This window comes from Aeromonas sp. 604443 (genome assembly GCF_049170315.1).
In the GTDB taxonomy this organism is placed as follows: Bacteria; Pseudomonadota; Gammaproteobacteria; order Enterobacterales; family Aeromonadaceae; genus Aeromonas; species Aeromonas veronii_A.
Window position 1 is genome coordinate 1 of the sequence record NZ_JAAKMI010000023.1, and the last position, 12,643, is coordinate 12,643.

Consider the following 12,643-nt stretch of genomic DNA (forward strand, 5'->3'; position numbering starts at 1 on the left):
CCGATCCGTATATTACCCCCCGATTCTGGCCAACCAGATTCCGGTTGGTGGAGAGGTGGTGGAGCGGCTCTCTATCCACAAGATTGAAATTCAGGAGTAAGTGATGCCGATCCGTATATTGCCCCCTATCTTGGCCAACCAGATTCCGGTTGGTGGAGAGGTGGTGGAACGGCTCTCTATCCGCAAGATTGAAATTCAGGAGTAAATGATGCCGATCCGTATTTTGCCACCCATTCTGGCCAACCAGATTGCAGCCGGAGAGGTGGTGGAGCGGCCCTCTTCTGTGGTGAAAGAGCTGGTGGAGAACAGCCTGGATGCGGGGGCCGACCGGGTCGAGATCGACATCGACAAGGGGGGAGCCAAGCTGATCCGCATCCGTGACAACGGCTGTGGCGTCGCCAAAGATGAGCTGGTGCTGGCGCTGTCTCGTCATGCGACCTCCAAGGTGGCCACGCTGGATGATCTGGAAGGGATCAATAGCCTCGGTTTTCGTGGTGAGGCGCTCGCCTCCATCAGCTCAGTCTCCCGTCTCACCTTCACCTCCCGTACTGCAGATCAGTCAGAAGCTTGGCAAGCCCAGGCGGAAGGGCGCGAGATGAGCGTCACCATCAAGCCGGCGGCCCATCCGGTGGGCACCACGGTGGAGGTGGTGGATCTCTTCTTCAATACCCCGGCGCGGCGCAAGTTCATGCGCAGCGAAAAGACCGAGTTTGCCCATATCGACGAGCTGGTGCGCCGCATCGCGCTCTCCCGCTTCGATGCCACCCTGATCCTGCGCCACAATGGCAAGGTGGTGCGCCAGTACAAGGCCGCCAATACCGTGCCGGAGCAGGAGCGTCGCCTCGCCGCCGTTTGCGGCACCCCCTTCATGCACCATGCGCTGGCGGTGGAGAGCGAGCACAGCGATGTGCGGCTGTGGGGCTGGTTGGCGACTCCGGAGGGGGCAAGACCACAAAACGATCTGCAATACACCTATGTCAACGGCCGGATGATGCGCGACAAGCTCATCAACCACGCCATTCGTCAGGCCTATGATGAGCTGTTGCCTCCCGATCGTTTCGCCGCTTATGTGCTCTATATCGAGCTGGATCCCCGTCAGGTGGATGTCAACGTCCACCCGGCCAAGCATGAGGTGCGCTTCCATCAGGCGCGACTGATCCACGACTTTATCTTTCAGGCGCTGTTTACTGCGCTGCGCCGCGAAGGAGTCAGCGCCGTTCATCAGGACGCGCCGCTGGCCGAAACCCTGGTCGAGTTGCCGGTCAGTCCGCAGATTGACTATCCCGGTCAGGTGCCACGCCCGGAATGGTACGGTGCCGAGCACAGCTACCGGGCACCTGCACAGGTGCGGGAAGGGAACGGTGGTGGTGCAGGCCGAGCCAGCAATTATCAACCGCCCGAGCCCCCCAGTCGGGAGGCGATGCGCGGCATGGGCGCTCTGCTAACTACGCTGCCTATCGCAATTGCGACTGAGGCTGCGCCTGTGCAGCCCACTGATCCAGTGCCGTCACCCAAACAGGGGGGATGTCGCGCCCTGACACTGGTGGAGCAGGCCTACCTGTTGATCGAGCGGGATAATCAGCTGGCGCTGCTCTCGCTGGTGCGTGCCGAGCGTGTGCTGCTACGCCATTGGCTGCTGGAGACCTGGTGTCAGGGACTGGCGGCCCAGCCGCTGTTGCTGCCGGTCTCCTTCAAGCTGCCGAAGAATTTGATCGCGCTGGTGACCGAGCAGGAACGTTTGCTGAAACGGATGGGGCTGGAGTTGAAAAGCGGGGGGCGCGACACCATGATCCTGACTCGGGTGCCGGCTCTGCTGCGCCAGACCGATCTGGTGCGTCTGTTACCCGAATTGCTGCAAATTATCGAGGGCGGATCTGACAGTGATGCTGGTCAGCAGGCTGAAGTATTATGCCAATGGCTGGTGGAGCAGGGGATAAGCCGCGAGAAGATATACGATTTTTCAACTGCCAGTCGTCTGCTGACGGAACTTGTGAATGATTTCAGTGACCAACTGGCAGACATTCGCATGGTGCGTCCCCTTTCGTTGGCGACCGTGCTGGAGGAGTTTGAACATGGCGAGTGACTTGCCGACCGCAATTTTTCTGATGGGGCCGACGGCCTCCGGCAAGACGGATCTCGCCATTGAACTGTGCCAGGCGCTGCCCTGCGACATCATCAGCGTCGATTCGGCGCTGATCTATCGCGGCATGGATATAGGTACGGCCAAGCCGACCTCCGATGAACTGGCACGTGCCCCGCACCGGCTGATCGACATTCTTGATCCCGCAGTGAGCTATTCGGCAGCCGATTTTTGCAAGGATGCCCTGCGAGAGATGAAAGAGATCGCCGATCGCGGCCGCATTCCGCTGCTGGTGGGCGGCACCATGCTTTATTTCAAGGCGCTGCTGGAGGGATTGTCCCCGCTGCCCTGTGCCGATCCCGCCATTCGTGCCGGGATTGAGGAAGAGGCTGCCCGCCTCGGTTGGCAGGCGCTGCACGACGAGCTGGTGCGCATTGACCCGGTGGCCGGGGCGCGAATTCACCCCAATGACCCGCAGCGGCTCAGCCGGGCGCTTGAGGTCTACCGCATCAGCGGCAAGACACTTACCGAGCTGACGCAGGTGCAGGGGGAGGGCTTACCCTATCGGGTGCAGCAGTTTGCCATCGCCCCGAGCGATCGCGCCGTGCTGCATCAGCGGATCGAACAGCGCTTTGACAAGATGCTGCAAGGTGGCTTTGAACAGGAGGTTCGTGCGCTGATGGCGCGCGGCGATCTGACCCCGGATCTCCCCTCCATTCGCTGTGTGGGTTATCGCCAAATGTGGGACTACCTGTGCGGTGAAGTGGGGTATGATGAGATGCGTTATCGTGGCATTGTTGCCACACGCCAATTGGCAAAACGACAGATGACCTGGTTGCGCGGCTGGCCCGATGTGACCTGGTTGGAATCTGGTGAGTCTGGCAATCTCGACCGCGTGCTTGCTCGCGCTGGTGCGGCTTGACACTCCCTGTATAATCAGGTTGTTATATTGATATTCGGTGTTTAAAAACAACAAACTATAAGGAAAAGAAAAATGGCTAAGGGGCAATCTCTCCAAGACCCGTTTTTGAATGCGCTGCGCCGTGAGCGGATTCCTGTTTCTATCTATTTGGTGAACGGCATCAAACTGCAAGGTCAGATCGAGTCTTTTGACCAGTTTGTTATCCTGCTGAAAAACACCGTGAGCCAGATGGTTTATAAGCACGCCATCTCGACTGTCGTACCGGCCCGTGCCGTCAATCATCACCAGCCCACTCCGGGTGGCGCGGCTGATGAACAGGGTGATGCCGAGGCGTGATATCCCTGGGCGAGTCGACTCGCCAACTCAGATTCATCATGATTCCTGTTAAGGAGCAAGCGCTTGTTTGACCGTTATGAAGCTGGCGAACAGGCCGTTCTGGTGCATGTCAACTTCAGTGATGAGGGTGAGCGGGAGGATCTGGAAGAGCTCAAGATGTTGGTGAGCTCGGCCGGAGTCAATGCGCTGGGGGTAATTACCACCAGTCGCAGTGCGCCCAGTGCCAAATTTTTTGTCGGCAGTGGCAAGGCTGAAGAGATCGCGTCCCAAGTCCAGATGCTGGATGCCGACGTCGTCATCTTCAACCATGCCCTGACCCCTGCCCAGGAGCGCAACCTGGAGCGTCTGTTCCAGTGCCGGGTGGTGGACCGAACCGGCCTGATCCTCGATATCTTTGCCCAGCGCGCCCGTACCCACGAAGGTAAACTGCAGGTCGAACTGGCCCAGTTGCGCCATCTTTCCACTCGTCTGGTGCGAGGCTGGACCCACCTTGAGCGTCAAAAGGGCGGGATCGGTCTGCGTGGTCCGGGTGAAACCCAGCTTGAAACTGACCGACGTCTGCTGCGGGAACGCATCAAGGCGATTTTGCGTCGGCTCGACAAGGTGGCCAAGCAGCGGGAGCAGGGACGCCGCGCCCGCAACCGCAACGAAGTGCCGACGGTGTCACTGGTTGGTTATACCAACGCCGGAAAGTCCACTTTGTTCAACCAACTTACAGCTGCCAGCGTGTATGCTGCCGACCAATTGTTCGCAACTCTGGATCCCACCCTGCGTAAACTGGTGATCCGGGATGTGGGTGATGTGATTTTGGCGGATACAGTTGGATTTATTCGACACTTGCCCCATGATCTGGTCGCGGCCTTCAAGGCGACCCTGCAGGAGACCCGTGAAGCGGATCTGCTGCTGCATGTGGTGGACTGTGCCGATGAGCAGATGCAGGAGAATATCGACTCCGTGCAGCAGGTGTTGGCCGAGATCGAAGCCGATGACAGGCCCCAGCTGATGATCTGCAACAAGATCGACAAGCTGGCGGATCGTCCGGCAGGTCTGGAGCGAGATGACGAGGGGCGCCCGTTGCGCGTCTGGTTATCGGCCCAGACCGGTGAAGGTTGTGAGCATCTGTTTACGGCGCTGACCGAATTGCTGGCTGGCTCCATGGTGCATCACACCCTGCAGTTGCCTCCTTCTGCCGCGAGATTGCGCAGTGCGCTCTATCAGCTGAAAGGGATTGAGCAGGAAGGTTTTAGCGAGGAGGGTGATTTCGTGCTGGAAGTCCGCTTGCAAGTGGCCGACTGGAACCGCCTCGTGAAACAGGAAGGTGAGAGTTTACAACGCTTTATCAGGCATTGATTCGTTGATGAAGATGAACCCTTAGGGGCTTCGCAACGTATGATGGCCCGATAGAGATGATATCCATCCGCATGTATTAATGGAGACGCTGATGGCTTGGAATGAGCCTGGTAACAACGGCAAAGACCGTGACCCTTGGGGGAATAACGGCAAGAATCAGGGACCCCCTGATCTGGATGAAATGCTGCGCAAAGTGAGTCGCCGTTTCGGTGGCTTGTTTGGTGGCGGCAAATCTGGCGGCGATGTAGGTCGCTTTGGTATCTCCATCGCGCTGGTTGTGGCTGTGGTGGTGTGGGTCGTCAGCGGCTTCTACACCATTCGCGAAGCGGAGCGTGGTGCCGTGCTGCGGTTTGGCAAGTTTTCCCATATTGTCGAGCCGGGCCTGCGCTGGAAGCCGACCTTTATCGATCAGGTGATCCCGGTGGACGTCGAGTCCGTGCGCTCCCTGCCTGCCTCCGGTTTCATGCTGACTCAGGATGAGAACGTGGTACGGGTCGAGATGGACGTGCAGTACCGTGTGGTCAATCCCGAGCAGTATCTGTTCAGCGTGACCAATGCCGACGAGAGTCTGGGTCAGGCCACCGATAGCGCCCTGCGCTATGTAGTGGGTCATACCCGGATGGATGACGTCCTGACTACCGGTCGTGAGAAAGTGCGTCAGGAGACTTGGCAGGTGATCGATGGCATCATCGAGCCCTACCAGATGGGTCTGCAGATCGTCGACGTCAACTTCCTGCCGGCGCGTCCGCCGGAAGAGGTGAAAGACGCCTTTGATGACGCCATCTCCGCTCAGGAAGATGAACAGCGCTTCATTCGTGAAGCAGAAGCCTATGCCCGTGAAGTGGAGCCCAAGGCCCGTGGCCAGGTGAAGCGTCTGGAGCAGGAAGCGGAAGCTTACAAATCCCAGATCGTGTTGAAAGCCCAGGGTGAAGTCGCTCGCTTCAACGAGCTGCTGCCCCAGTATCTGGCTGCCCCCGAGCTGACCCGTGAGCGTATCTATCTGGAAACGATGGAAGAGCTCTATCAGCAGGCCAACAAGGTGGTGGTCGACATGCCGGCTGGCAACAACAGCATGATCTACCTGCCGCTCGACAAGCTGTCTGGCAAGCCGAAGGCTGCCCAGTCTGATCGTGCCACTGTCGCCCCGGTCACAGAGCAGGTCCCCGTTTCCAACGAGGGTGCCAACTCTACGCCGACAATGCCGCTGCGTAGCGGTGACCGCTTCAGCTCAGGGAGAAACTGATAGATGAAAAAGCTAGCTATTGGTGCAATCGCTGTCGCGGCCATGGTCTGCTTCTCCTCTGTCTTTATCGTTGATGAAGGTCAGAAGGGGATTGTGGTGCAGTTTGGCAAGGTGAAGCGGGTTGACTCCGGTGAGCCCCGCCTCTATGAGCCGGGCCTGCACTTCAAGGTGCCGCTCATCGACCAGGTTCGCAAGATGGATGCTCGCATCCAGACCATTGACAGCCAGGCCGACCGTTTTGTCACCTCCGAGAAGAAAGACCTGATCATCGACTCCTACGTGAAGTGGAAGATCGAGGACTTCTCCAAGTACTACCTGGCAACCGGTGGTGGCAACAAGCTGCAGGCGGAAGATCTGCTCAAGCGCAAGATCAACAACGGTCTGCGTTCCGAGATTGGTAACCGCACCATCAAGGACATCGTCTCCGGTGAGCGTAGTACCGTGATGGAAGATGCCCTGAAGAAGATGGCGCGCTCCTCCGAGCTCGGCATCAAGGTGGTGGATGTGCGGATCAAGCAGATCAACCTGCCGGTGGAAGTCTCCAACTCCATCTACCAGCGGATGCGTGCCGAACGTACCGCTGTGGCCCGTGAGCACCGCTCTCAGGGTCGCGAGAAGGCTGAAATCCTGCGTGCCGATATCGACCGCAAGGTAACCGTCATGATCGCCGACGCCGAGAGTAACGCTCGCCAGCTGCGCGGTGAAGGGGATGCGGAAGCTGCCAAGATCTATGCCGACAGCTACAAGAAAGACCCCGAGTTTTTCAGCTTCGTGCGTAGCATGGAGGCCTATCGCAAGAGCTTTGCCGGTGGCAACGACCTGATGGTGTTGAAGCCGGACAGCGAGTTCTTCCGTTACCTCAAGTCTCCTCACGGCACCAAGCAGTAATCGCCACGAGGTCACATTCAAAGGGTCTGCATTGTCAGACCCTTTTGTTTTTGGTGCCAACGCCAGCCGCCGACCCAGGTGGCTGGTTGCATTCAAGGAGGTCGGATGCTGACATCCATGCTGATGGGGTTGGGATTGCTGCTGTTGTTCGAGGGGCTCGGCCCGTTGTTGATGCCCAGGGCATGGCAGCAGATGTTGCGGCTGCTGAGCGATCAGCCACCGGAGCAGTTGCGCCGTATCGGCGGCTCGTTAGTGGTTGCGGGTAGCGTGATCCTCTGGATGCTGAGTCGCTGAGTCTGGTGCAATGCACAGTTCAGCAGATAGCAGACAATAAAAAAGAGGCCGAAGGCCTCTTTTTTCATGCATGTCGTTTACTCAGGCACTGCGCTGCACGGCCATGTGGGCCAGTGTTTCCAGCGCCTGTTTGTGCGGGGAGTCAGGCAGGATGGCGAGGGCGGCAATGGCCTTGTCGGCCTCTTCCCTGGCACGCATGCGGGAGTACTCCAGCGCGCCAGTGCGGTCGAGAATGCCAAGGATCTGCTCAAGATGCTCCATGCCGTTGCGGTGCTCGATGGCATCGCGTACCAGCTGGCGCTCTTCCGGCGTACCCACTTCCATGGCGCGCAGCAGCGGCAGGGTCGGTTTGCCTTCGGCCAGATCGTCGCCGACGTTCTTGCCCATCTCTTCGCTCTGGGAGCAGTAATCCATCACATCATCGATGATCTGAAAGGCGGTACCCAGATACTTGCCGTAGTCGGTCATGGCCTGCTCGACGGGCTCGGGCTGATGGGTCAGCACGGCGGCGAGACGGGTGGCGGCCTCGAACAGCTTGGCGGTCTTGCAATAGATGACCGTCATGTAGCTCTCTTCGGTGGTATCCGGATCGTTGCAGTTCATCAACTGCAGCACTTCCCCTTCGGCGATGGTGTTGGTTGCATCCGAGAGGATCTCCATCACCCGCAGGTTGGAGAGTTCGGCCATCATCTGGAAGGAGCGGCTATAGAGGTAGTCACCGACCAGCACGCTGGCAGCATTGCCAAACATGGCGTTGGCGGTCTCCCGGCCACGGCGCAGGTCGGATTCGTCGACCACGTCGTCGTGCAGCAGGGTAGAGGTGTGAATGAATTCGATGATGGCGGCCAGTTTCAGGTGATCCTCACCTTCATAGCCCAGCGCACGCGCAGCCATCACGGTCAGCATGGGGCGCATCCGTTTCCCGCCGGCGCTGACAATGTAGAAACCCAGCTGATTGATCAGACTAACGTCGGACTGGAGTCGGGCCAGGATCAGTTCATTGACCGCCGTCATGTCGGCGGCACAGAGCGCACGGATAGTCTGTTGGTCCATAAGTCTCGTAACGTGACAGCAGCAATAACTGCGATTTTAGTAATGGCAGGGATTCTACACGATTTCACAATGGGTTACAGTTAGGCGTTTATCCACGGCGGCAGATATGCGCACAAAATAAACTTTTTGCGAAAATGGCCTTGCCTGAGCAGATCGATTTGCGTAGAATGCCCGCCCATTGTTATAGGTTTTTGCGCATGTCTAGCCTTGAGCAAAAGACATGCCTTTACGGAGTTAATCAAATGTACGCGGTATTCCAAAGCGGCGGAAAACAACACCGTGTGGCCGAAGGTCAAATCGTTCGTCTGGAAAAGCTGAACGTTGAGACTGGCGCTACCATCGACTTCAACGAAGTGCTGATGGTTGCTGCAGGCGACACTTTTAAAGTAGGTGCTCCTTTCGTTGAAGGTGGCAAGGTTGTAGCTGAAGTTGTGGCTCACGGCCGTGGCGAGAAAGTGACTATCGTCAAGTTCCGTCGTCGTAAGCACCACCGTAAGCAAGCGGGCCACCGTCAGTGGTTCACTGAAGTCAAAATCACTGGCATCAGCGCTTAATTAGAGGAGTCCGATAGATGGCACACAAAAAAGCTGGCGGTTCATCCCGCAACGGTCGCGATTCTGAAGCTAAACGCCTGGGCGTGAAGCGTTTCGGCGGCGAAACAGTTCTGGCTGGCAGCATCATCGTTCGTCAGCGCGGTACCAAGTTCCACGCTGGTGAGAACGTTGGTCTGGGCAAGGACCACACCCTGTTCGCTACCGCGAACGGCAAGGTGCAGTTCGAAGTTAAAGGTCCGCTGAATCGTAAGTACGTTAGCATCGTTGCTGAGTAATTACGGACCGCAAGGATCCGAAGCCCCGCCAACAGGCGGGGCTTTTGTTTTTCCGAAATAATGACGAAAAAACGGAACGCAGATGACCCGGGTACCGAGATTGCCCGGAGAGGCAAGATGCGTATCGCCCGCAGGGGTCTGTACCACTATAATTGCGTATCGGTTTTTCGAATTAAGGTGACGGTTACCTATGAAGTTTGTTGATGAAGTCCAGATTCGAGTCGATGCCGGTGACGGTGGTAACGGTTGTGTAAGCTTTCGCCGTGAAAAATATATTCCCAACGGTGGTCCGGACGGCGGTGATGGCGGTGATGGTGGCGACGTATATCTGATCGCCGACGAGAACCTCAATACCCTGATCGACTACCGTTTCGAGCGTTTCCATGCTGCCGAGCGCGGTGAGAATGGCCAGAGCGCCAACTGTACCGGTCGCCGCGGCAAGGACAAGATCCTGCGTGTGCCGGTTGGTACCCGTGCGACCGATGAAGATACCGGTGAACTGCTGGGGGATCTGACCCACCACGAGCAGAAGCTGCTGGTTGCCAAAGGTGGTTTCCATGGTCTGGGCAATACCCGCTTCAAGAGCTCCGTCAACCGTGCTCCCCGTCAGAAGAGTAACGGTACTCCGGGTGAAGTGCGTACCCTGAAGCTGGAGCTCCTGCTGCTGGCCGATGTCGGCATGCTGGGTCTGCCCAACGCAGGCAAGTCTACCTTTATTCGCGCCGTTTCTGCGGCTCGCCCGAAAGTCGCTGATTATCCCTTTACCACCCTGGTGCCGAACCTCGGTGTGGTGCGTGGTGAGAACTCCCGCTCCTTCGTGATCGCCGATATCCCGGGTCTGATCGAAGGCGCTGCCGAAGGTGCAGGCCTGGGTATCCGCTTCCTGAAACACCTCGAGCGTTGCCGCGTGCTAATCCACTTGGTGGATATCTGCCCGGTTGATGGCTCCGATCCTGCTGAAAATGCCGTGACCATCGTCAAGGAGCTGGAGAAGTACAGCCCTGAACTGGCTGGCAAGCCGCGCTGGTTGGTGTTCAACAAGATGGATCTGATCCTGGAAGAGGAAGCCCAGGAGGTGATGGATCGCGTCAAGGCGGCCCTGAACCACGAAGGGCCGGTCTATGCCATCACTGCCATCAGCAAGGAAGGCACCAAGAAGGTCTGCTACGACATACTGGATCTGCTGGATACCATGCCCCGTCAGCTGGCGGAAGATGCCAAAGACGCCATCGAGAAGGTGGAGTTTAAGTGGGACGACTACCACAAGAACCAGCTGGCCAAGGCTGAAGCGGAAGCACTGGCTGCCTCTCTTGCCTTCGATGAAGGGCTTGATGATGACGATTGGGATGACGACGAAGATGATGGCGTTGAAGTCATCTACGTCCGTGACTGATCCCCGTCACTCTCATTGAAAACCGGAGCCTGAACAGGCTCCGGTTTTTTTATGTCTATCGAGCAGCAACTCATTAGGTATATTTGTGATGTCACTTATTGCCTGCTACTGATAACCGATTATACTGCCCACCAAAATTAACAATAACGAAACAATCATCTGGCGATGTCGATTGAATCGATATGCGCCGCTGTATCTTATTGTTTTAATGGAAGGTTTACCTGTTGAAATATTTATGCGCAGATTTCTGCCTTAAGGGCTTGTTTGTGCATTTTTTTAGAGTATTCTTGCGCCCGTTTTGCCGGTTAATGCATGAATACGCAGGTTGACCGGGCTAGGGAAAAGTAACATTAGGGCAGTCATATCATGTTGGAAAAGAGTCTCGAAGCACCTGCGGTCAATACTCGCCGTAATTTGTTGATGTTTCTGGTTCCGTCACTTATCGGGATCCTGCTGTTCATGACGCCGGTCGTCTATGACGGTAACGTCACCATCCCGGTGGCCGTGCTGGCCAAGCTGGTACAGCGCGTTTTTGCCGATTATCTGGTCGCCATGGTCAGTGCGGTGATCACCACCACCATGCTGATGACGGTGATTGCCTGGCTGTTCAAGCCAGCGATTCTGGTGCGTCGTCCTTTCCTCAACAGCTTGTTCAATGTCTCCCCTTTCTGGGCCTGCGTGCGGGTGGTGGGTGGTATTTTCGTGCTGCTGACCTTCTTCCAGGTGGGACCAGAGGTGCTTTATTCAGGCGCAACCGGCGGCCTGGTGCTTAATGATCTGCTGCCAGTGCTGTTTTCAGTCTTCATTTTTGCCGGCCTGCTGCTGCCACTGTTACTCGATTTCGGTCTGCTGGAATTTGTCGGCACCATGATGACTCGCATCATGCGTCCGGTGTTCCGGTTGCCGGGCCGCTCCGCTGTGGACTGCTTTGCCTCCTGGCTTGGCGATGGCAGCGTCGGCATCCTGCTAACCAGCAAGCAGTACGAAGGGAAGTTCTATACCCAGCGTGAAGCCGCGGTGATTGGCACCACTTTCTCTGCTGTCTCCATCACCTTCTGTCTGGTGGTGATCTCCCAGGTGAAGCTGGAGCACATGTTCGTTCCCTTCTACCTGACCGTCTGTCTGGCGGGGGTGGTTGCCGCTATCGTGGTGCCGCGTCTGCCACCGCTCTGCTGGAAGAAGGACATCTATGCCGATGGCACCCCCCTGTGCCGCAAGCAGGAAGCCGTGCCGCACCAGCACAGCGTAATGAGCTATGGTTTCGAGCGTGCGCTGACCAAGGCTGACAGCATGACTGATCTCGGCGCCGTCGCGCGGGAAGGGGTGAAGAATGCACTGGATATGGTGTTTGGCGTACTGCCGGTGGTGATGGCGATCGGTACCTGTGCCCTGATGCTGGCCGAACATACCCCTATCTTCAACTGGCTTGGCGCCCCGTTCGTCCCCTTGCTGGAGCTGCTGCAACTGCCGGAGGCGGAAGCGGCTTCCAAGACCATCATGGTCGGTTTTGCCGATATGTTCATTCCGGCGGTGCTGGCCTCGACCATCGAGAGCGACATGACCCGCTTCGTGATTGCCGCCATGTCGGTGACCCAGCTGATCTATATGTCGGAAGTGGGCGCCCTGCTGCTGGGCAGCAAGATCCCGGTCAAGCTGTGGGAGCTGTTCGTTATCTTCCTGCTGCGCACTCTGGTTACCTTGCCGGTTATTGCCGGGGTGGCACACCTGCTGTTCTAAGGGCGCTGCGCAGTGAAAAACGGTCAACCTCGGTTGACCGTTTTCTTTTTCGCAGTAACGGGAGAGAGCACCCCTTCGGTTGGCTCAGCCTGTAGTGACGGGACACTGGATGGTCAGCGAGTGGATTGTGTTGGCGATGCGATAGGGCTTGGCAGCTTGGTAGATTTTCTTCTCCTTGTCATAGCTTCCCCCCAGATACTGGGTGCTGTAGAGCGTCTGCTGGCGACGATCGGTCTCCTTGTAACCTTGCGGGCAGGTCTGGTTGGCCTGTTGGAAGCAGGCTTTCATGCTGCTGCACTCGATGTAGAAGCCGAGCTGGCTGGTATCGGCAAGGTGCACCGGGGTGACGGTAGGGGCGGGGGGAGACAACAGGGCGCAGCCGGAGAGCGTCAGCGCGCCCAGCAGAACGAGATGTTTTGACATAGATAACCTGAACAGTGTGGTGTGACAAAGAGTGAGGGGGAGTCTATTGCTCCCCCTTCGCTATAGGGGCACCGTTATAACCAGCCGGGGGCGCT

At 57.4% G+C, this 12,643-nt stretch carries 13 protein-coding genes; 11 read left to right on the forward strand and 2 right to left on the reverse strand.

Features of this window, described 5'->3' with window-relative positions; all coding sequences use genetic code 11:
• Positions 1-208: 208 nt before the first annotated feature.
• The 7 genes from mutL to G5380_RS20120 all read left to right on the forward strand — a co-directional run bounded on the left by mutL (position 209) and on the right by G5380_RS20120 (position 7,113).
• Positions 209-2,083, forward strand: coding sequence for a DNA mismatch repair endonuclease MutL (gene mutL / locus G5380_RS20090; RefSeq protein ID WP_421353071.1), 1,875 nt, complete (start codon positions 209-211; stop codon positions 2,081-2,083).
• Complete coding sequence (miaA, locus tag G5380_RS20095; protein ID WP_421353072.1) at positions 2,073-3,002, forward strand: tRNA (adenosine(37)-N6)-dimethylallyltransferase MiaA; 930 nt, start codon at positions 2,073-2,075, stop codon at positions 3,000-3,002. The genes mutL and miaA overlap by 11 nt, the downstream gene beginning before the upstream one ends.
• Positions 3,003-3,074: 72 nt before the next feature.
• Complete coding sequence (gene hfq, locus G5380_RS20100) at positions 3,075-3,338, forward strand: RNA chaperone Hfq (RefSeq protein ID WP_005339045.1); 264 nt, start codon at positions 3,075-3,077, stop codon at positions 3,336-3,338.
• A gap of 63 nt (positions 3,339-3,401) precedes the next feature.
• Positions 3,402-4,688 (forward strand): ribosome rescue GTPase HflX, encoded by a 1,287-nt coding sequence (gene hflX, locus G5380_RS20105; RefSeq protein WP_005339043.1) that lies wholly within the window; start codon positions 3,402-3,404, stop codon positions 4,686-4,688.
• A 91-nt stretch (positions 4,689-4,779) separates the two neighbouring features.
• The gene (hflK, locus tag G5380_RS20110) at positions 4,780-5,931 is read left to right on the forward strand and encodes an FtsH protease activity modulator HflK (RefSeq protein ID WP_005339041.1); all 1,152 of its coding nucleotides are present in this window, start codon (positions 4,780-4,782) and stop codon (positions 5,929-5,931) included.
• Between the two features lie 3 nt (positions 5,932-5,934).
• Positions 5,935-6,819, forward strand: coding sequence for a protease modulator HflC (gene hflC, locus G5380_RS20115; protein ID WP_005339038.1), 885 nt, complete (start codon positions 5,935-5,937; stop codon positions 6,817-6,819).
• 105 nt (positions 6,820-6,924) lie between these two features.
• On the forward strand, positions 6,925-7,113 hold the full coding sequence (locus G5380_RS20120) for a DUF2065 domain-containing protein (RefSeq protein WP_005339036.1): 189 nt from the start codon (positions 6,925-6,927) through the stop codon (positions 7,111-7,113).
• Positions 7,114-7,194: 81 nt separating this feature from the next.
• On the opposite strand, the gene ispB is transcribed toward G5380_RS20120, so the two are convergent.
• The gene (gene ispB, locus G5380_RS20125) at positions 7,195-8,166 is read right to left on the reverse strand and encodes an octaprenyl diphosphate synthase (protein ID WP_019444890.1); all 972 of its coding nucleotides are present in this window, start codon (positions 8,164-8,166) and stop codon (positions 7,195-7,197) included.
• 242 nt (positions 8,167-8,408) lie between these two features.
• Between ispB and rplU the strand changes: the two genes are divergently transcribed.
• From rplU to G5380_RS20145, 4 genes are all read left to right on the forward strand, one after another.
• A complete protein-coding gene (gene rplU, locus G5380_RS20130; protein ID WP_005304210.1) occupies positions 8,409-8,720 on the forward strand; it encodes a 50S ribosomal protein L21 in 312 nt (103 codons plus the stop codon).
• Between the two features lie 17 nt (positions 8,721-8,737).
• Entirely contained in the window at positions 8,738-8,995 is a 258-nt protein-coding gene (gene rpmA / locus G5380_RS20135) for a 50S ribosomal protein L27 (protein WP_005304202.1), read from the forward strand.
• A gap of 190 nt (positions 8,996-9,185) precedes the next feature.
• A complete protein-coding gene (gene cgtA / locus G5380_RS20140) occupies positions 9,186-10,388 on the forward strand; it encodes an Obg family GTPase CgtA (RefSeq protein WP_005339026.1) in 1,203 nt (400 codons plus the stop codon).
• A gap of 366 nt (positions 10,389-10,754) precedes the next feature.
• Complete coding sequence (locus tag G5380_RS20145) at positions 10,755-12,125, forward strand: YjiH family protein (protein WP_421353073.1); 1,371 nt, start codon at positions 10,755-10,757, stop codon at positions 12,123-12,125.
• A gap of 84 nt (positions 12,126-12,209) precedes the next feature.
• Here G5380_RS20145 and G5380_RS20150 read toward each other — a convergent pair whose 3' ends face one another.
• A complete protein-coding gene (locus tag G5380_RS20150; RefSeq protein WP_421353074.1) occupies positions 12,210-12,548 on the reverse strand; it encodes a hypothetical protein in 339 nt (112 codons plus the stop codon).
• Positions 12,549-12,643: the final 95 nt, after the last annotated feature.